This is a genomic window from Citrobacter sp. Ce129 (assembly GCF_030334545.1).
GTDB lineage: Bacteria > Pseudomonadota > Gammaproteobacteria > Enterobacterales > Enterobacteriaceae > Citrobacter > Citrobacter europaeus.
On the sequence record NZ_JAOWDS010000055.1, the window covers coordinates 36,683 to 57,033 of the forward strand.

A 20,351-nucleotide genomic window follows, 5' to 3' on the forward strand; every position below is an offset into this window, starting at 1 on the left:
ATTAAACCGTTTCCAGTCTGGCGTAGGCCGCTACCAGCCATTTGATCCCCTGCCCCTGGAACGCGACCTGCAAACGACTATGCTCGCCGCTTCCTTCCAGGTTGACGATGGTGCCCTCGCCAAATTTAGCATGGCGCACGCGCTGACCGAGCTTGTAGCCGGTATCGTTTTCCGCCATTGGCGTGCCCATCCGCTGATGGCTCACCGGACGGCTGACCGTGGCGCGCAGGCGAACCTCTTCAACGCACGCTTCCGGCAGTTCGCCGATAAAGCGCGACGGACGATGGTAAACCTCTTTGCCGTACAGACGACGTGTTTCGGCGTAGGTCAGCGTCAGCTTTTGCATCGCGCGGGTCACGCCGACGTAAGCCAGGCGGCGCTCTTCTTCGAGGCGACCACCTTCGTCCAGCGACATCTTGCTGGGGAACATGCCTTCTTCCATCCCCACGATAAACACCTGCGGGAATTCCAGACCTTTCGCCGAGTGCAGCGTCATCAACTGTACCGCGTCCTGCCAGGTATCCGCTTGCCCTTCACCTGCTTCCAGCGCGGCGTGAGACAGGAACGCCTGCAGCGGCATTAAGTCTTCGTCTTCTTCGTTGTAGCTGAACTGGCGCGTTGCCGTCACCAATTCGTCTAAGTTTTCGATACGCGTCTGGCCCTTCTCGCCTTTTTCCTGCTCGTACATCATGCGCAGGCCGGAGTCTTTAATCACCCGGTCAGTCTGCACGTGCAGCGGCATATCCGCGGTCTCCTGGGCCAGTGCGTCAATCAGCTCCATAAAGCGCTGTAAGGCGCTGGCAGCACGACCCGCGAGAGCTTTTTCCTGCAACAGCTCACGACAGGCCTGCCACAGCGTTAGCTGACGGTCACGGGAGGTCTGACGCACCACATCTAAAGTACGATCGCCAATCCCGCGGGTTGGCGTATTCACCACGCGTTCAAACGCGGCGTCGTCATTGCGGTTGGCGATCAGGCGCAGGTAAGAGAGCGCATCTTTGATTTCCTGGCGTTCGAAGAAGCGCATCCCGCCATAGATCCGATACGGCATGCTGGCTTGTAACAGCGCCTCTTCCAGTACGCGCGACTGGGCGTTGCTGCGATACAGAATGGCGCATTGTTCCAGCGCACCGCCGTTGTCCTGCCAGGTTTTGATACGATTGACCACAAAGCGCGCTTCATCGAGTTCGTTGAACGCGCAGTAAAGCGAGATCGGTTCGCCATCAACGCCATCAGTCCACAGCTTTTTACCCAGACGCCCATTATTGTTTTCAATCAGGGCGTTAGCCGCGCTGAGGATGTTGTTGGTCGAACGGTAGTTCTGCTCCAGACGAATGGTTTCTGCGCCCGGGAAATCCGTGAGGAAGCGCTGGATGTTTTCCACCTGCGCTCCGCGCCAGCCGTAGATCGACTGATCGTCATCACCCACGATCATCACTTTGCCGGTATCGCCCGCCAGCAGGCGGATCCACGCGTACTGAATGTTGTTGGTATCCTGGAATTCGTCCACCAGGATATTGGTAAAGCGTTCGCGGTAGTGCTGCAGGATATGCGGCTTGTTAAGCCACAGTTCATGAGCGCGCAGCAGCAGCTCGGCGAAATCCACCAGCCCCGCGCGGTCACACGCTTCCTGGTAAGCCTGATACACTTTCTGCCAGGTTTGCTCAACCGGGTTACCGTAGCTTTGCAGATGATGCGGACGCAGACCTTCGTCTTTCTGGCTATTGATGAACCACATCGCCTGACGCGGTGGCCACTGCTTCTCATCAAGGTTCATCGCCTTGATCAGACGCTTAAGCAAACGCAGTTGGTCTTCGCTGTCGAGGATCTGGAAATCCTGCGGCAAGTTTGCATCCATATGGTGCGCGCGCAGCAGACGGTGCGCCAGACCGTGGAATGTACCCACCCACATACCGCCCTGGCTGGTTCCCATGATCTGACCAATACGGTGGCGCATTTCCGCCGCCGCTTTGTTGGTAAAAGTCACCGCCATAATGGAGTACGGCGAGTTGTTCTCAACCGTCAGTAACCAGGCAATACGGTGCACCAGCACGCGCGTTTTACCACTCCCCGCGCCTGCCAAAACCAGCATGTTGCTGCGTGGCGCGGCCACCGCTTCACGCTGTTTATCATTAAGGCTGTCGAGCAGGTAAGAAACGTCCATTGGCACCGCCGCGTAAAAGTAGGTAAGGCGGAAAAGCGTAGCGCCATCCGCCAAAAAGCTGGGTATATATACAGAGTTCTGCTGGTGATTATATCAGCGAGGTCAGAGATGCCAACTGTGAAATTTCGATATGCGGCAGCAAACGGCTGTCTGCGGTTTGCATCAGGTCGGCATTTTCCGGTTTGATCCAGCAGGCCTGCATACCGCAACGGATGGCCCCCGCCACGTCAGTCGTCAGGTCGTCGCCCACGTGCAGGATTTCCTCTACGGGCATTTTCAGTTTTTCCGCCGCCAGCGCGTACATGTCGCTGAACGGTTTTGAGCGCCCGTCGGGACCGGCGCGCAGCACAAACTCAAAATAATCGCCCAGGCCAAACAGTTCCGGCTGCGCATTACCGTTGGTGATCGCCACCAGCGGCCATTTGCGGGCCAGCGCCTTCAACGTGTCATGCGTTGACTGCGGGACATCAATACGGCTACGCCATTTGGCAAAATTCATCATCGCCGCATTCGCCCCCATTTTGGCTTCTGCCTCTGACAACCCCGCCTCCAGCATAGCGCGCTCTACGGCACGGTGACGCCATTGGGTAACATCGTGGTAGATTTCCGGCTCGGCGTCGCGAACAGCCTGACGTAGGCGCTGTAGGTCGCTATTTTGCAGCGAATTCAACGCCGGATGGTAATTCTGTACAAACGCGAGCGCTTCCTGCTCGGTGCGAGTGATAACGGGACGGTTATCGTAAAGGGTGTCATCAAGGTCAAAGGTGAGCGCAGATATGCGCCCCAAAGGCCGGTAAAAACGCATTATTTCCCCCGTTTGGCGCGCGGATGCGCCGCATCGTACACTGAAGCCAGGTGTTGAAAATCAAGATGGGTATAGATTTGAGTCGTGGAGAGATTGGCATGACCCAATAACTCCTGCACTCCGCGCAGATCGCCGCTCGACTCCAGCATATGCGTCGCAAAGGAGTGGCGTAATTTGTGGGGATGTACGTGGCTGTTCAGCCCCTGCTTGATACCCCATTCCGCAAAGCGTTTCTGCACGTTGCGCGCCGAGATACGTTTGCCCAGTTTTGACAAAAATAGCGCATCGTCATCGCTGCCAAATAGCCCGCGCAGATCCAGCCAATGCTCAATCCACGCCACCGCATTGCGGCCAATTGGCAGACGCCGCTCTTTACTGCCTTTGCCCATCACCCACACTTCGCCGGTGTCGAGATCGAGATGTTTAATATCCAGCCCAACCAGTTCAGATAAACGCAGCCCCGCGCCGTACATTACTTCCAGCATTGCCCGATCACGCACGGCAAGAGGGTCGTTGAGATCGATATCCAGCAGACGATTAACGTCGTCGACATCGATATTTTTAGGCAGATGACGCGGCGCTTTCGGCGCGGAAACGCTTTTTGCCGGATTGGCTTTCAGTTCGCCCTGATTAACCAGCCAGTCGAAGAAACTGCGCAACGCGGAGAGGCGCAGCGCCAGACTCGCTGGCCCCAGCCCTTTACGACGGCTGCGCACGGCAAAACTGCGTACCATCGCAGCGTCACATTGTTGCCAGCTTTGCAGACCGGTTTCTCCGGCTAACGCAATGATGGCATCAAGCTGACGCTGATAATTAAGCAATGTGATCGGGCTAAGCTGGCGCTCAACGCCCAGATAGCGCAAAAAGCGCGCCACATCCTGAGAAAGGGGTGAATCGGTCATACGCGTTCAATCCAGCGCTCCAGCAGTTCCGGCAACATCAGCGAGATTTCCTGCAGTAATTGCGTACCTTGCCCCTGCTGGTAATGATTAACGTCACGGCTACTGAACAGCATCACGCCCAGGGATCCATCTTGCCCGAGCATCGACATCGCCACCGAGCCTATCGCTTTCGCCTCCGGCATCATGACCAACAGTTCCGGACCATTGAGCGGCCCAAGATAATGCCGAGACTGGCCCAAACGCTGGATACGCAACGGTTCAAAGGCCTGACGGCTTAATGCCAGATGGGTGAATTTTGATGGTGCGCCAAGTCGCCAGCGATCCGGGAACAGACGAACCGTCGCCCCGGCCAGGCCTAACTCACGCGCCCAGCGATGAAATCGCATCAGCATGTCGTCAAGACTGCTGGCCGACACCAGCCGTCCTTGCAGATTTAGCAGACGATAGAACAGGCTTTCATTGGCGTTGGCTTGTTCCATCAACAGCGCCATGTTCTCTTCCAGCACGTTAATATGATTACGCGCCCGCGCCATATGCCATTCTACTAAAGAAATCGTGCCCCGCACCGGGTGCGGAACACGCATCGCTTCAACGGCCTGGGCATTACGGATAAAAAACTCAGGATTACGTTGCAGGTAATCGACGACCGCCCGGTCGTCCAGCTCCATGAGCGTTTCCTGTAGTTCTTCCCCTGGTTGCTTCATAAGTGAATAAATCCGTCGTAGACATGTGCCGCCGGGCCAGTCATATACAGCGGATGACCCGGACCTTTCCAGGCGATATCAAGTCGACCGCCCGGCAATTCCACCCTTACTTCTTCTGCCAGCAGCCCCTGCTGGATACCGACCGCAACGGCGGCGCACGCACCGCTGCCGCAGGCCTGCGTTTCACCCGCGCCGCGCTCATAGACGCGCAGCCGGATATGCTCGCGTTTTACCACCTGCATAAACCCGATGTTAGCGCGTTCAGGGAAGCGTTCGTGGCTTTCCAGAACCGGTCCCAGGGTTTCTACCGTGGCCGTATCTACATCATCAACCTGAATCACGCAGTGCGGATTCCCCATTGAAACCACGCCGCACAATACTGTCTGTTCAGCCGCGCGCATAATATAGGTCTTCTCTGCTTTGTTGGCGCGAAACGGAACCTGCGAGGGTTCAAAGTTGGGTTCACCCATATTCACCCGCACCAGCTCGTCGTCGGTTACGGTTAATACCATACGACCATTCGCGGTACTGACGCGGATATCACGCTTATTGGTCAGCCCTTTCAGGCGAACAAAGCGGGCAAAACAACGGGCGCCATTGCCACACTGTGACACTTCACTGCCGTCAGCATTAAAAATACGGTAGTGGAAATCCAGCTCCGGATCGTACGGAGGTTCAACCACCAGCAGTTGATCAAATCCAACGCCGAGATGCCTGTCGGCCAGGCGGCGAATCAGCTCTGGTGAGAAAAAAACATTCTGCGTTACCGCGTCGACGACCATAAAATCGTTGCCAAGGCCATGCATTTTAGAGAATTGCATCATTCACTCCGTTCACGCGGGTACAGAAATGTAACTCTATTCCTGCCGTCAGTAATTCACCTGAGAAGGTCCGTCGCTAATCCCACGATCGTTTTTCTCAGGCGTGGTGGATTGCGATTGCGGCTGAACGCTCTTGGTCGGAGGCGGCGCGGTTTTATCTGCTGGCGGAAAATAGAGCGGGCCTTTTAGCCCACAGCCCGTCAGGCTGAACAGAGTAAAAATGACAGCGAGTGGCTTTAACACGTTTTTCATTATCGGTTGCCTGTAAAGTTCATGCTTTCTGTTTTCTATCATCGCAGGAGAAGGCGTAAAAGCAAGAGTTAGCCTGTAATCTGCAACGCGTTTTGTTTCAGGTTATACTGCCGTCATCACGAAAAACAGGATAAGAAAATGAACGACAGTGAATTTCATCGCCTTGCTGACACCCTGTGGATGACCATTGAAGAGCGTCTGGACGACTGGGATGGCGACAGCGATATCGATTGTGAAATCAACGGCGGCGTGCTGACCATCAGCTTCGAAAACGGCAGCAAAATTATTATTAACCGTCAGGAGCCGCTGCACCAGGTGTGGCTGGCGACCAAACAGGGCGGCTACCACTTTGACCTGAAAGGCGACGAGTGGATCTGCGACCGTAGCGGCGAAACGTTCTGGGATCTGCTGGAACAGGCGGCAACGCAGCAGGCGGGTGAAGAGGTAAGTTTCCGTTAAGTTTTAGTGCCGGATGCGCTTCGCTTATCCGGCCTACTTTGGCCCGGTAAGCGTCGCGCATCCGGGCAAGTTAACTCACGAGAAATACTGCTGTAACAGCGGCGTTTCGCTGTCCTGACTGACTGGCGGAACGGCGCTAATTGGCTGGGTACGGAACGGGATTACCTGCGCGCGCCCGTCTGTTTTCACAATCTGATAGAACTGCGGCAAGTTAAAGTTGATGAAGCTGGAGCCGTAGGTAAAGCGATCGTGCGATGATGAGTAGAAACGGCTGACATCGCGTACCAGTTCCTCTTTGCTACCTTCGCAGTGGTGATACACCTCGGCCCGATTACTCTCGTCCAGAATGTAGATATTAAAGCCCTGCTCATCACCCGTTTCTTCGAAAAAGAACTGAATAATCCCTTCGCTGGCAAAACCGTCTACCACCGACGGCAGTTTCACATGGTTAGTCTCAACCTGAACGGAAAGCCCGTGCAGTTTGTTATGTGAAATCGCGCCATAGAATTCAATCGCGTTTTCCAGCTTCTGTACCGAAACGTTCAGGCGCTCGAAGAACAGTCCCCACGTCTGCCCGGAAACGCGCAGCGCTTTGAAGCGTCCGGTTTCCTGACGAGTGCTGGAGAGGCGTAATTCGATACACTCAGACACCAGTTGCTGCACACGGGTGCGAATTAAACCGCGCAGATGCTGGCTATAGCAGAAGACCTCAACGCTATCCGGCGGCGCGGCATCCTGGTGCATTTTGCCCAGAATCGTTTTTAACGCTTCAATCATCGCCTGCTCGCCGTTGAAGTGCAGGGTACGCACTTCATTCCACGAGTTGCGGTACAGCAGGTCGACGCTACCCACCAGGCAATTTTGTTCTTCGCCAAAGCTGAAGACGTCCAGCTTACGGAAATCAAAATGCACCACCTGATTGCGAAACGCCGCCGTCGGGTCATATTCAAGGTTAACGATAATCGCCAGATGGCGAATTTCGCATGGGCTATAGAGCGCTTTCGGCGTTGGCGCGGGCAGTCGCAACGGGAAGTGGTGCGACACGTCGGCGACCATTTCCTGCAACTTCGGCAAATCAACAATGCCGTTACCCTTAATAAACAAATGCGTACGCGAGGTCAGCAGGCCGTTGAACCAGGCCCACGCCACCAGCTTATTGAGATAGCGGTTATATTCCAGCGGCTGATGGCTGATGATCGAGTCCATGTTAGGCGCGCGGTTATAGAGATACCAACCCGAACGGTTGGCACGACCCGGCGGCACATGGATAAAGGTCAGATTCGGTTCCGAGAGATCCGGAGATATCTGTGGGTTCACCAGCGTAACTTTACCCGGCAACGCTTCAAAGGCGGCATACAGCTTACGGGTCAGCACGCCGATATCCTGCGGACTGGCGCTGACGCTGAGGTTATTGCGCCGCGCAAAGCGGATCAGATTACGATAGCTCTGCATCATCGCATCGAGCAGTTCGTTATGCGCTTCGCGTACCTGGTCAATCTTCCAGTTAGCGCGGTTATCCAGCATAGTCAGACGCGCGTCATCCCAGCCCCACTCATTCACTAACTGACTTAATACTTCACGACGCCAACCCACGCAGGCGCGCTCGCGGCTCAGTTTCTCACACACTTTTAAGTAGAAACATCGACGCACTAAATCCAGGCGCGTCGGGTCTTCAATGGCCGTGAGGTACTCGGTCACGCGCTCCAGCATCATGCAGTAAGGGTCGAGACCAAAAGAGACGATCTCGCCATCGTGCAGGCGCTGTTTTATATCTTTCGCCAACAGGCGCGGATTGGGGTATTCCCAGGAATAGGCTTCCAGCAGCAGCGTTTTCAGCACCGCTTTGTACGGGGAGTCGATACTCTTGTACAGCTGCCACAGGCTGGCGCCAAAGTACTCTTCGGCGGAGAGCGAACTGAGTCCGCCGAGATCCAGCCATTCATTTGGCGTTAACACCCCCTGTGCGTAGAGCGTCATGACGTAATCGTCGTAATGCTCTTCTTCATCTCCCGGCACCATATTCCACAGAATACGTTTACCCGCGAGGCGCACAGCGGTGCGATAGAATTCATCAAGCAACAGGATATGTTGCGTCGAGCCACAGTCTTCGCCACCGAGACTGCCGCTTTCATTGTGACGGAAACGGTTTTCATCAATCAGGAAGAAGCTGACTTCCACGCCCAGCGAGGCGGCCCAGCTTTCGAGCAGGCTACATTTACGCTGCAGCAACTGGCGCTCTTCGCTATCCAGCCAGGATTGATGGCAGACCCAGATATCAAGGTCAGAGGAACAGCTTTGCCCTACCGAAGAGGTGCTGCCCATTGAGTAAACGCCGGTGATCGGCAGCTCGCCTTTGGGAGGATCCTGCGGCGACATACCGCGGTACAGTTCCAGTTCGTTCAGGTAGTGGCGTTGGGTTTCATCAGGCGTGTAAAGACATATGCCTTTGGGAACGTTACCATCGAGGTAACCCGGCATCAGCGGATGGTGGTAGTGCAATAATGTCGGCAGCAGACTGTATACCTGCTGGAAGGCAGGTCCCATGGCAGCAAGCGCGCGATCCACACGCAGTTGATTTATGGCATCCAGTCTCTGTTTCAGAGTCTCAATATAGAGGTACAAGACGTATCGCCTGATGTTGCTACCCGTCATGTTGGCGATTGCTGCGGCGCAAGCGCGCACAATAATCGTCATCAATTCGGATAAACCGTATGTCAAAAATAACCGTTACCTGTTTTTCGGCCATATTTTTTTATGCTGTACAGCCGAAAAAATGGTCTAAAACGTGATCAATTTAACACCTTGCTCATTGACCGTAAAGAAAGATGCGCTACATACAAGTGTAGCACCGTTCGTTACGTGTAAATTCCTTCATACGGTCGGGAGGTTTCTCGTCATTATTCACTGCCAGTGATGATGCAGCGCCTTTTTCCTCTCACTTACGTTTGAGCGTAACGCTGACATCCCTTTGATAAGGATGTTAGGATGGTCAATGATTGATAATGACGGTAACAAGCATGTTAGACAATGTTTTGAGAATTGCCACACGCCAAAGCCCCCTTGCGCTCTGGCAGGCACATTATGTCAAAGACGCCTTAATGGCAAACCACCCCGGTCTGATCGTGGAACTGGTTCCTATGGTAACCCGTGGCGATGTGATCCTTGATACCCCGCTGGCGAAGGTTGGAGGGAAAGGGTTGTTTGTTAAAGAGCTGGAAGTCGCACTGCTGGAAAAACGCGCCGATATCGCCGTGCATTCCATGAAGGATGTGCCGGTTGAATTCCCTGACGGCCTTGGACTGGTGACCATTTGCGAGCGAGAGGATCCGCGTGATGCTTTCGTCTCAAATAAGTACAACACGCTGGATGAACTCCCCGCGGGCAGCATCGTCGGGACATCCAGTTTGCGTCGCCAGTGCCAGTTGGCAAAGCGACGCCCGGATCTCGTCATCCGTTCGCTGCGCGGCAACGTAGGCACCCGTCTCGGCAAACTGGATAACGGCGATTATGACGCTATTATTCTGGCGGTCGCCGGACTAAAACGTTTAGGTCTTGAGTCGCGAGTCCGTACCGCTCTGCCGCCGGAAGTCTCCCTGCCCGCTGTCGGGCAAGGCGCAGTAGGCATAGAATGCCGACTGGATGATATGCGCACTCAGGCGCTGTTAGCGCCGCTCAATCATGAAGAGACCGCCCTACGCGTTAAAGCCGAACGCGCGATGAACACCCGCCTGGAAGGGGGCTGTCAGGTCCCGATCGGCAGTTATGCGGAACTCATCGACGGTGAGATTTGGCTGCGGGCGCTGGTCGGCGCGCCTGACGGTTCGCAGATGGTATGCGGAGAGCGTCGCGGTGCGGCGCAGACTGCTGAACAAATGGGCATCTCTCTGGCTGAAGAGCTACTGGAGAACGGTGCACGCGCCATTCTGGCTGAAGTTTACAACGGAGAAGCCCCCGCATGAGTATTCTGGTCACCCGCCCGTCTCCCGCAGGGGAAGAGTTAGTGAGCCGTCTGCGCGCACTGGGGCAGGTGGCCTGGAGTTTTCCGCTCATCGAGTTTTCACCGGGTCGGGAACTGGCAACGCTTGCTTCCCGACTGTCAGCGCTGACGGAGAACGATCTGGTCTTCGCCCTTTCGCAGCATGCCGTTACCTTTGCAGATGCTGAGCTTCAGCAGCAGAGGAAAAGCTGGCCCTCACTTCCGGGTTATTTTGCCATTGGCCGCACAACGGCGCTGGCGCTGCACACCGTTAGCGGTTTCAATATTCACTACCCTCTGGATCGGGAAATTAGCGAAGTCTTGCTACAATTACCTGAATTACAAAATATTGCGGGAAAACGCGCGCTTATATTACGCGGCAACGGTGGCCGTGAGCTGATAGGTGAAACCCTAACAGCACGCGGAGCTGATGTCGATTTTTGTGAATGTTATCAACGCAGTGCAAAATATTACGATGGTGCAGAAGAAGCGATGCGCTGGCAATCTCGTGGCGTGACCACGGTGGTTGTTACCAGTGGAGAGATGCTACAACAGCTCTGGTCGCTCATTCCGCAGTGGTATCGTGAGCACTGGTTACTACGCTGTCGGCTGCTGGTCGTCAGTGAGCGTCTGGCGCACCTCGCCCGGGAACTGGGCTGGCAAGATATTAAGGTCGCTGATAACGCCGACAACGATGCGCTACTACGCGCATTACAATAACTCTCATAATGGGATGCCATAATGACGGAACAAGAAAAATCCTCCGCCGTGGTTGAAGAGACCAGGGAGGCCGTGGAAACCACGTCACAGCCAGTCAATACTGAAAAAAAGAGTAAGAGCAGCACGGCGCTGATTCTGAGCGCTGTGGCGATTGCTATTGCTCTGGCAGCAGGCGTTGGGCTGTATGGCTGGGGGAAACAGCAGGCAACAACGCAGACGGCAACCAGCGATGCGCTGGCGAACCAGCTGACGGCGCTGCAAAAAGCGCAAGAGAGTCAAAAAGCTGAGCTGGAAGGCATCATTAAACAGCAGGCAACGCAGTTGGATGAAGCCACACGCCAGCAGGCCGCGCTGGTCAAACAGCTTGACGAAGTCCAGCAAAAGGTCGCCACTATCTCCGGCAGCGATGCCGGGACATGGCTACTGGCGCAGGCTGATTTTCTGGTGAAACTGGCCGGTCGCAAATTATGGAGCGATCAGGACGTTACTACCGCCGCAGCGCTGCTGAAAAGCGCTGACGCCAGCCTTGCGGATATGAACGATCCGAGCCTGATCGCCGCCCGTCGCGCGATTACCGACGATATCGCGAGCCTCTCCGCGGTGACTCAGGTCGACTATGACGGCATTATCCTGAAAGTGAATCAGCTATCTAACCAGATCGATAACCTGCGTCTGGCCGACAACGACACCGACGATTCGCCGATGGATTCCGACAGCAGCGAGCTTTCCAGCTCGATCAGCGAATGGCGCGTCAATCTGCAAAAAAGCTGGCAGAACTTTATGGACAGCTTTATCACCGTTCGCCGTCGTGATGAAACCGCCGTCCCGCTGCTGGCACCAAACCAGGACGTGTACTTACGGGAAAACATCCGTTCCCGCTTGTTAGTAGCCGCCCAGGCCGTGCCACGTCATCAGGAAGAAACATATCGCCAGGCGCTGGAAAACGTCTCCACCTGGGTGCGCGCCTACTACGACACTGACGATGCAGCAACGAAAGCTTTCCTGGAAGAAGTAGACCAGCTGAGCCAACAAAGCATCAGCATGGACGTACCGGATACGCTGCAAAGCCAGGCTCTTCTCGACAAGTTAATGCAGACCCGCGTACGTAATTTACTGGCACAACCCGCCACAGCACCTGCACCTGCAGCAGACGCTCCGGCAACTGCGCCGCAAGGAGAATAATGATGCTAAAAGTATTATTGCTCTTTGTGCTGTTGATCGCCGGGATCGTTGTCGGTCCGATGATTGCCGGTCATCAGGGCTACGTGCTGATCCAGACGGATAATTACAATATTGAAACCAGCGTGACGGGCCTGGTGATCATCCTGATCGTCGCCATGGTCGTCCTGTTCGCGATTGAATGGCTACTGCGCCGAATTTTCCGCACAGGCGCGCATACCCGCGGATGGTTTGTCGGTCGGAAGCGTCGTCGCGCCCGTAAGCAAACCGAGCAGGCGCTGCTCAAGCTGGCAGAAGGCGATTATCAGCAGGTTGAAAAGCTGATGTCGAAAAACGCCGATCACGCAGAACAGCCGGTAGTGAATTACCTGCTGGCGGCAGAAGCGGCTCAGCAGCGCGGTGACGAAGCTCGCGCCAACCAACACCTTGAGCGTGCTGCTGAACTGGCTGGAAATGATACGATCCCGGTAGAAATCGCTCGCGTTCGCCTACAGCTGGCGCGTAATGAAAATCACGCCGCGCGCCACAGCGTTGATAAACTGCTGGAAGTGACGCCACGTCATCCGGAAGTGCTGCGTCTGGCTGAACAGGCCTACATTCGTACCGGCGCATGGAGTTCGCTACTGGATATCATTCCATCCATGGCGAAAGCGCGCGTGGGTGATGACGAGCACCGCGCTATGCTGGAACAACAGGCATGGGTTGGTCTGATGGATCAGGTTCGCGCCGATCAGGGCAGCGAAGGGCTACGCGCATGGTGGAAAAACCAGAACCGTAAAACCCGTCACCAGGTCGCCCTGCAGGTGGCGATGGCTGAACATCTGATTGAGTGTGACGATCACGATACGGCGCAGCAGGTCATCATTGATGGTCTGAAACGCCAGTATGACGACCGCCTGGTGCTGCCGATCCCGCGTCTGAAAACCAATAACCCGGAACAGATAGAAAAAGTGCTGCGCCAGCAGATTAAAGCCGTCGGCGATCGCCCGTTGCTGTGGAGCACGCTGGGTCAGTCGCTAATGAAGCACGGCGAATGGCAGGAAGCCACGCTCGCCTTCCGTGCAGCCCTCAAGCAGCGCCCGGATGCCTATGACTACGCCTGGCTTGCTGACGCGCTGGACAGACTGCATCAGCCGGAAGAAGCCGCCACCATGCGTCGTGATGGCCTGATGTTGACGCTGCAGAACAACAACTCCCCGCAGTAACTCCTGAATGCCCGGTGGCGCTTTCGCTTGCCGGGCAATCGTATACACAAAATCATTCAAGATGCATAAAAAAACGCCCGCTCTTTTGGAGCAGGCGTTAAACAGGTCTGTATGACAACATAAATGGGTGCTTCACTCAACGTTATGTCCATGGTGTTTGATGAGGCTATATGCTTCATCCTTCACGCTGTCTCTTCGTTGGCTGCACACGCTCACCCCTGTCACTTACCTTTGTAAGCTCCGGGGGATTCCCATGCTGGCCGTCTCGACACATCATGAATGATTTAGCATATAAGATGCGACATCTGTCTGTGGACGATAAGCACCGTAAACGGCTCTGCATCATTCCTGAGTTTATGAGGCCAGATGGCGAACATAAGAGATGGAATGAGCATCTACCTGCATATTATTGCACAAGGCATGCCACGATTGCACTGCAAAAACCATGGATCCGGACTTTTTAAGACATCAGGTAATTCGCGGGAATAAAGGCTGAGAAGGGGAAATCAGAAAACAAAAAACCCCGCCGAAGCGGGGTTCAAAATTGGTCGGCGAGAGAGGATTCGAACCTCCGACCCACTGGTCCCAAACCAGTTGCGCTACCAAGCTGCGCTACTCGCCGTTTTACTGCTTTTTGAATTTTTAGTTCAATTCTTTAAGTCGTGGTGCGAGGGGGGGGACTCGAACCCCCACATCCTAAGGACACTAACACCTGAAGCTAGCGCGTCTACCAATTCCGCCACCTTCGCATTTCACAACTTTAAATTAATGGGGTGGCTAATGGGATTCGAACCCACGACAACTGGAATCACAATCCAGGGCTCTACCAACTGAGCTATAGCCACCACTGCAAATCTTTTACGCGGTATTAAAACCACCGCAGCTCCGGCACCTAACTTAATGGTGCGCCCGACAGGATTCGAACCTGAGACCTCTGCCTCCGGAGGGCAGCGCTCTATCCAGCTGAGCTACGGGCGCTTAGCGCCGTTGCGGGGCTGGATATTACGGAGGTCTCGGTCTTCTGTCTAGTGCTTTTTTAAAATAAATTATCGTTTGGTCATGGTTTGTGCGTTTTGTCGCTTATTCCCGCAATTTATGGGCTGCACCATGACGATTCAGACCAAAAACCTTATAAATGAGCGTCACGGCCAGTAAGAAGATAATGCCAACAAACAGCGACATTCGGGTATCTTCATTAAAATACATGCCGATTAGTACGCAAATCAGGAACGCCATCGTCAAATAATTCGCCCACGGGAACAAAATCGAGCGGAAAGGATGACTGGCGATCGCCGCTTTATGCGCCTGACGGAAACGCAGCTGGCTTATCAGGATCACAAACCACGGCACCATCCCCGGCAGCACGCTGGCGCTATAAACATACACGAACACACGCTGCGGGTTGGGAATGATGTAGTTCAGGCACGAACCAATCAGCAGGATCGCGATAGAAATAGCCACACCAGCAACCGGTACGCCATGACGAGATACTTTTCCAACAACGGCAGGAAGCTGGCGATTCTTTGCCAACGCGTAGAGCATCCGCCCACAGCTGTACATGCCGCTGTTACAGCCAGATAGCGCCGCCGTCAGCACCACAAAGTTAATAATCCCCGCTGCGGCGGTGATACCAATTTTGGCAAAGGTCAGAACGAACGGACTACCGTTGCTGCCAATCTCATTCCACGGGAAAATAGTGACGATAACAAAAATCGCGCCAACGTAGAAAATCAGGATACGCCACAGTACTTTACCCACCGCGCTTCGCAGAGTGACCTGTGGATTCTTCGCTTCACCCGCAGTAATACCGATCAGCTCTACGCCCTGGTAAGACGCCACAACAATACACAATGCCGTCAGGAAGCCCTTCCAGCCGCCGGCAAAGAAGCCGCCGTGCTCGGTCAGGTTGCCAAAGCCGATTGCCTGACCACCGTTGCCAAAGCCGAAAAAAATCACCCCTAATCCAATGACGATCATCACAATGATAGTGGTCACTTTGATCATGGCAAACCAGAACTCAATTTCACCATACAGACGAACTGCGGCGAGGTTTGCCAACGCAACCAGTCCGACAGCAATCAGTGCGGGTATCCATTGTGCCATCTCCGGGAACCAGAACTGAACGTACACCCCGATGGCGGTAATCTCTGATATCCCCACCGCCATCCACATAAACCAGTATGACCAGGCGGTGAGATAGCCAAAGAAGGGGCTCATATAACGATGGGCGTAAACAGCGAATGAACCGGCAACCGGCTCGAGGAACAACATCTCTCCCATAGAACGCATAATGAAAAAGACGAACAGCCCGGCGACGATATACGCCAGCAAGACCGAAGGCCCCGCCCATTTCAGGGTACTGGCGGCCCCCATAAACAGCCCAACGCCAATAGTGCCCCCAAGGGCAATTAATTCGATGTGACGAGCCTCCAGCCCACGCTGAAGCTCAGGTTTGTTCTCGGCCATAAATCCTCTTGTTGTGTTTGCATATTGTCCGGTACTACCGGTTCTCGTTATGGGTACATCTTGTTATTCCATCACAGGCCATACGGCACCGACCGCATAACGGTTGGCGCTAAAAACACCGCGGCACTGCAATGATTGTTGCGAATGGTTTCCTAAAATCGCTTAAATGGCAATTAAAGCATTCAAAAAATAAATAGATTGTGCGAGAAAGCAGCGATAATGTTGTGAATAAGTAGCGTAATTAGCAGATAACGCTACTTATCAGAGGAGAGAGGACGTCAGAGGTTGCCGGTATAGTGCCAGCGGAGGTAGCGTAATAAGCGAAGTTGACGAGAGATACGGCTTGGCTGTGACAGTAAGCGATACAGCCACTCCAGCCCCAGATTTTGCCAGATTTTAGGCGCACGCTTCACATGACCGGTAAAGACGTCGTAGGTCCCCCCGACGCCCATATACAGTGCGTCGGGATGAATCTTCCGGCAATCACGCATAAAGATCTCTTGTTTCGGCGAGCCCATCGCCACCGTCACAAATTGCGCGCCGCTGGCGTGGATACGCTCAAATAACGCCTGACGCTGCTCCGGCGTAAAATAACCGTCCTGGCTACCCACAATGTTCACGCGCCACTGAGCACGTAGTTTGGCTTCAGTTTGCGCCAGAACTTCAGGCTTGCCGCCAATCAGGAAAACAGGCGTTCCTTCCTGCCCGGCTCGCGCCATCAGCGCTTCCCAAAGATCGGCCCCCGCCACGCGTGATACCTGCGCCTGCGGGTATTTTTTACCCAAGGAGCGCACAACGCTAATTCCATCTGCATATTTAAATTCAGCAGCATCAATCAGTGTGCGGATCTCTGGGTTATCCTCCGCTGTCAGCATTTTCTCAGCATTAATAGCCACCAGCGTTCCCCGTCTGAGATGCCCCTCTGCAAACAGGTAATTCAGCGCATGCTGCATATCACGCCAGCCAATCAGTTGTAATCCACGCAGCGAATACAGCGGCGCAGTATTATTATCCGTCATTACGATCCTTCAACCTGTGTCCGGGGCACCGACTTTATTCGTTTATGAATGAGTCCCGCGCTATCAAACAGCCAGAATAACAATTTTGCCACCAGCAGACAGACACCGAAAATCACGAGGAAAAAGACCACTCGTGAGACAAACGAATCTAACCCTTCACGTGCCAAAACGATCATATTAAAAATGGCACCGAAACAGAAACTGTGCAAAATCGCCGACTTATAGCGATTAGTTTCTCGGTTACCTAATTCATACAGCCAATCAAACCATTTGATGATTAACCCGACGACAATCGCGCCTAACGGTATAAAAAACGCCCCGCCCATCACCACCAGCGAGCCAATTAACGTCGGCGAGATCGCCAGACCCGAGTGGTTGTTCAACACTTCCCAGGTAAAGTAATTCGCTGAATTGAGTACAATACTCGGCCGCCCTGGCCACAGCCAGGAGGGGATAAAGACGTAGAAGTCACGGACAATCGGCGCCAGCCCCTGGAACTCAATATTGTTGTAGTTCTGCAGCAACAGCGCCAGATTCTCCCACGGCGAGAAGGTGTCACGCGTGAGATACAGGAAAGTATAGAACGCCTCGTCACCGCTCACGTTCATCCCGTAGCGCTTCAGCGCCAGCCAGAACATCCCGATGATACCCAGTACGCCCGCGGCGGCCAGCATCCACAGTGAAATCCAGCCGCGAATGATGCCGATAAACAGGAAAATGGCAAACGCGATAATGATATTGGCGCGAGTTCCGCCCACAATCATATAGGTCAGTAAACCAAACGCGACGGTGCTCACCAGGAAGAACAACCACGCTTTGCTGTCCTGACGCAGGAAATAGACCACCAGCATTGCCGGAATGAAGAAGTAGAAGAAACGCTTCAAAGCGACCCCAGAGACTTCACTGGAAAAAATCTGGCTATAGGATTGCAGTCTGAACAACAGGAACCCGTTGTGCATAAAGAAGATGCCCACGCTCACCAGCGCAATCGCCATCAGGATAATCCAGGTCAAATGGGCTTCAACACGATTGATGGTAAACAGCGGCCTGCGCGGCTTATTCTCTACTCGCTTGCGCAGACGCGTTTTATACGTCACGTAGTAGACGGCATAGAAACAGGCAGCTGATAGCAGAGCCTGCAGCAGGATCTCCGGCGGAGCGACTGCCACATCAAAGCGGAACACCAGGATGCTGGTCAGCGGGAACCCAAAGAAAAACGTCAGCAAAAACAGCAACGAGAAGAAAACATTGAAGTTAAAGCGCACGCGACGGAATTCAAACCAGGTCAGCGTGGCGATAAACAAGGTGGAGAGCAGCCAGACCACCAGCAGACCGCTGAATTGCATCAGGCTCATACGATTTCTCCTGAAGCAACGCGCAGCGCGTTATGCCATGGCTGCAGATAATTCGGGCTAAAAAAGGTGATTGTATTTTTATCTACCGATGCTAACTGGCGCTGCGCTTCGCGTACAACGCCTTCATTGAGTTCATCAGTGGTAAATAATACCGGGAGATTCTGTTCCACCATATCCTGCCAGAAGGGATTTTCTCGGTTGAGCACGCACGGAATACCTGCCTGGATCAGCAAACACAGGGTTCCGATCCCTTGCTGGCGGGCAAAAATAAAGTAACCCAAATCACACTGACGCAATAATGCCAGATAGGCATCAAATTCCAACTTTTCGCTTAAAATTTGCAGATTATCAGCGCTAAACAATGCCAGGCCCGCCTGGCGAACCTCGTCGATATAGGCGGTATTATTGGCAGGATAACCCATCGGCACGATCACATTCACCGTGTCGCCGAACTGCTGATGCACGGCGCGTAGCGCGGCTACATGCTCATTACTACGATCGCCAGAGTTACCAACCAGCACCGTCATCTTGCCGCTGCGTGGGCACTCACTGCTCATATTATTGAGCGACGGATCCATCCGCGTTGGGAAATAGAGCAACTCACCACGCACACGCGGGTGTTGTTCGGCGAAATAGTGTAGATCACCCCGCGTGGCAAACACGCATCCCACGCGATTCTGCGCCATACGCCGAATCGGGTAAAACAGGCGGAATTTCAGTCCACTGGAGACTTCATATAAATCCGCCCCCCAGATATGCCAGTAAAACTGCTCTGATTTAATCCCCCCACTCAGCAACGCTAACCACAAGCTGATGTTGAACTGACCGTGGAAGAAAAATCGCTGTTGGCGATCCGCTTTCGCCTTCGCAATAACCGCTTCAGCCAACGCCTTTTTCCCGTCGTAGAAACTCAGCGATAATGCCGGGCAGCTCTCACTGAACCCCGTATCCTGGCCTGCAACCATAAACGTGCGTGCGTGCTCGCTCGTTGCGGCCAGCGAGTCGTTGAAAAACCGCAGCACGGTTTGGTTATGGTGAGGGATATCCGATCCCAGAACGTGAATCAGTACAGTCATGCCCGCCTACGCCAGAGTAAAAACACGCCACAACAAAGAGAAAAATAGACAATGTACGTTGCCATGTAAGCCTGCGCCGCGCCCAACGCGCCGTGTACAGGGATCAGCCAATGGGCAAACGCCGTCAACAATACGAACTGGCTAATTTCAGCCAAAATATAAAACCGCAGTGACGCTTTCGCGATTACCAGATAACCAAAAACGTAGGCGCCGACTTTCAGCACATCGCCGACCAGTTGCCATGCGAACAGGTCGCGCATGGCGGTAAATTTAACGGAGAAAAGCAGCCAGATCGCAAAATCGCGCAGGAGCCAGACGGTAAAGCTCGCGGCGGCAACCGCCGGTAACACAAACTTTAACGACTTGATCACCTCGCGTGTAATGTCGCGCTTTTCGGTCAAACGCGACAACGTTGGCAGCAAGTAAACGCTGAATGAGGCGGTGATAAATTGCAGATAAGCATCTGAAATACTGCTCACTCCCTGCCAGATCCCCACATCATCCCAGCTATACTGCGCCGCCAGCAGATTTCGCATCATCACGTATGCCACAGGCAGCGTTACGGAAGTTATCAACGCCATCAGCGTAAACTTGCTCAACTGTCCTGCCAGACCATTGTCCCACGAGGGCTTCAGATAATGCAGGGGGATCGCCCCGCGCTTAACCAGCATAATAGCGGCAGGGATAACAACCAGCGCAGGTACCAGTGCCAGACCCAGCAAGGCGCCTTCATATCCTCCCAGGCGATAACAGCCATAATAAGCCGCCACGCCCACCAGGCTCCCCACAATCAACGACAGCGCGTTACCCGCCGCATCGCGGAAGCCCTTCATCAGTGCCAGCAGCAGGTTCGCCCAGGCAATACCCATCTGCACCAGCGCAACCAGCCTAACCAGCCCCTGGTAATGTGTATGACCAAATAACCCCTGACTGATAGGCGCGGCCGCCAGCAGGAAAATCACCGCCATCAGCGTAGAGAATCCCAGCACCATCGCGGAAGATGTACCGACCACCTTACGGAGCCGGCTCGGATCGTCATGATGCTGCGCAACGTATTTCGTGACGCCATTGAAAATGCCGGCTCCCGCCAACACGCCAAGCACGGTGACCATCTGGCGGAAGTTACCCGCCTGCCCCACGCCTGCCGGGCCAAACGACACCGCCAGGAGCTTCACGACCAGCAAACCTGCACCGATTTTTACCAGCGTACTGGCCGCCGTCCATAAGGACGCTTTTGCAAGCGACATA

General features: G+C 54.2%; 17 protein-coding genes and 4 tRNA genes. 5 read left to right on the forward strand and 16 right to left on the reverse strand.

Going from position 1 to position 20,351, the window contains the following annotated elements; translation table 11 throughout:
• Position 1: 1 nt before the first annotated feature.
• The 6 genes from uvrD to lptM form a co-directional block, all read right to left on the reverse strand.
• On the reverse strand, positions 2-2,164 hold the full coding sequence (gene uvrD / locus OGV77_RS06460) for a DNA helicase II (RefSeq protein WP_286502633.1): 2,163 nt from the start codon (positions 2,162-2,164) through the stop codon (positions 2-4).
• 88 nt (positions 2,165-2,252) lie between these two features.
• Positions 2,253-2,969, reverse strand: coding sequence for a 5-amino-6-(5-phospho-D-ribitylamino)uracil phosphatase YigB (gene yigB, locus OGV77_RS06465; protein WP_087050441.1), 717 nt, complete (start codon positions 2,967-2,969; stop codon positions 2,253-2,255).
• A complete protein-coding gene (xerC, locus tag OGV77_RS06470; RefSeq protein WP_032945700.1) occupies positions 2,969-3,871 on the reverse strand; it encodes a tyrosine recombinase XerC in 903 nt (300 codons plus the stop codon). Before xerC ends, yigB begins: the two co-directional genes overlap by 1 nt.
• Positions 3,868-4,575: a DUF484 domain-containing protein gene (locus OGV77_RS06475; RefSeq protein ID WP_043018988.1), complete on the reverse strand. Its 708-nt coding sequence runs from the start codon at positions 4,573-4,575 to the stop codon at positions 3,868-3,870. Before OGV77_RS06475 ends, xerC begins: the two co-directional genes overlap by 4 nt.
• The gene (gene dapF, locus OGV77_RS06480; RefSeq protein ID WP_003017933.1) at positions 4,572-5,396 is read right to left on the reverse strand and encodes a diaminopimelate epimerase; all 825 of its coding nucleotides are present in this window, start codon (positions 5,394-5,396) and stop codon (positions 4,572-4,574) included. Before dapF ends, OGV77_RS06475 begins: the two co-directional genes overlap by 4 nt.
• 48 nt (positions 5,397-5,444) lie before the next feature.
• Positions 5,445-5,648 (reverse strand): LPS translocon maturation chaperone LptM, encoded by a 204-nt coding sequence (gene lptM / locus OGV77_RS06485; RefSeq protein WP_003017937.1) that lies wholly within the window; start codon positions 5,646-5,648, stop codon positions 5,445-5,447.
• A 138-nt stretch (positions 5,649-5,786) separates the two neighbouring features.
• On the opposite strand from lptM, the gene cyaY reads away from it, so the two are divergent.
• A complete protein-coding gene (gene cyaY, locus OGV77_RS06490) occupies positions 5,787-6,107 on the forward strand; it encodes an iron donor protein CyaY (RefSeq protein ID WP_003828967.1) in 321 nt (106 codons plus the stop codon).
• A 75-nt stretch (positions 6,108-6,182) separates the two neighbouring features.
• Here cyaY and cyaA read toward each other — a convergent pair whose 3' ends face one another.
• Positions 6,183-8,729 (reverse strand): class I adenylate cyclase, encoded by a 2,547-nt coding sequence (gene cyaA, locus OGV77_RS06495; protein WP_043018987.1) that lies wholly within the window; start codon positions 8,727-8,729, stop codon positions 6,183-6,185.
• A gap of 395 nt (positions 8,730-9,124) precedes the next feature.
• Here cyaA and hemC point away from each other — a divergent pair, with 395 nt between their 5' ends.
• From hemC to hemY, 4 genes are read left to right on the forward strand one after another with little or no spacing between them, the layout of a single operon-like run.
• On the forward strand, positions 9,125-10,066 hold the full coding sequence (hemC, locus tag OGV77_RS06500; RefSeq protein ID WP_043018986.1) for a hydroxymethylbilane synthase: 942 nt from the start codon (positions 9,125-9,127) through the stop codon (positions 10,064-10,066).
• Complete coding sequence (gene hemD / locus OGV77_RS06505; RefSeq protein WP_043018985.1) at positions 10,063-10,803, forward strand: uroporphyrinogen-III synthase; 741 nt, start codon at positions 10,063-10,065, stop codon at positions 10,801-10,803. The genes hemC and hemD overlap by 4 nt, the downstream gene beginning before the upstream one ends.
• A 21-nt stretch (positions 10,804-10,824) precedes the next feature.
• Positions 10,825-11,985: a uroporphyrinogen-III C-methyltransferase gene (gene hemX, locus OGV77_RS06510; protein WP_087050442.1), complete on the forward strand. Its 1,161-nt coding sequence runs from the start codon at positions 10,825-10,827 to the stop codon at positions 11,983-11,985.
• Positions 11,986-11,987: 2 nt separating this feature from the next.
• Positions 11,988-13,187 (forward strand): protoheme IX biogenesis protein HemY, encoded by a 1,200-nt coding sequence (gene hemY / locus OGV77_RS06515; RefSeq protein WP_043018983.1) that lies wholly within the window; start codon positions 11,988-11,990, stop codon positions 13,185-13,187.
• 545 nt (positions 13,188-13,732) lie between these two features.
• Here the strand turns inward: hemY and OGV77_RS06520 are convergent.
• From OGV77_RS06520 to wzxE, 9 genes are all read right to left on the reverse strand, one after another.
• Positions 13,733-13,809: transfer RNA gene (locus OGV77_RS06520), tRNA-Pro, on the reverse strand.
• A 41-nt stretch (positions 13,810-13,850) separates the two neighbouring features.
• Positions 13,851-13,936 (reverse strand) — tRNA-Leu (locus tag OGV77_RS06525).
• 20 nt (positions 13,937-13,956) lie between these two features.
• Positions 13,957-14,032: transfer RNA gene (locus OGV77_RS06530), tRNA-His, on the reverse strand.
• 56 nt (positions 14,033-14,088) lie between these two features.
• Positions 14,089-14,165: transfer RNA gene (locus tag OGV77_RS06535), tRNA-Arg, on the reverse strand.
• Positions 14,166-14,267: 102 nt separating this feature from the next.
• Complete coding sequence (gene thrP / locus OGV77_RS06540; RefSeq protein WP_043018982.1) at positions 14,268-15,653, reverse strand: bifunctional threonine/serine APC transporter ThrP; 1,386 nt, start codon at positions 15,651-15,653, stop codon at positions 14,268-14,270.
• A gap of 278 nt (positions 15,654-15,931) precedes the next feature.
• Positions 15,932-16,672, reverse strand: coding sequence for a lipopolysaccharide N-acetylmannosaminouronosyltransferase (wecG, locus tag OGV77_RS06545; RefSeq protein WP_047407609.1), 741 nt, complete (start codon positions 16,670-16,672; stop codon positions 15,932-15,934).
• Complete coding sequence (gene wzyE / locus OGV77_RS06550) at positions 16,672-18,027, reverse strand: ECA oligosaccharide polymerase (RefSeq protein WP_043018980.1); 1,356 nt, start codon at positions 18,025-18,027, stop codon at positions 16,672-16,674. Before wzyE ends, wecG begins: the two co-directional genes overlap by 1 nt.
• A complete protein-coding gene (locus tag OGV77_RS06555) occupies positions 18,024-19,103 on the reverse strand; it encodes a TDP-N-acetylfucosamine:lipid II N-acetylfucosaminyltransferase (RefSeq protein WP_043018979.1) in 1,080 nt (359 codons plus the stop codon). Before OGV77_RS06555 ends, wzyE begins: the two co-directional genes overlap by 4 nt.
• Positions 19,100-20,350, reverse strand: a complete 1,251-nt coding sequence (wzxE, locus tag OGV77_RS06560; RefSeq protein WP_043018978.1) for a lipid III flippase WzxE — start codon at positions 20,348-20,350, stop codon at positions 19,100-19,102. Before wzxE ends, OGV77_RS06555 begins: the two co-directional genes overlap by 4 nt.
• Position 20,351 lies beyond the last annotated feature (1 nt).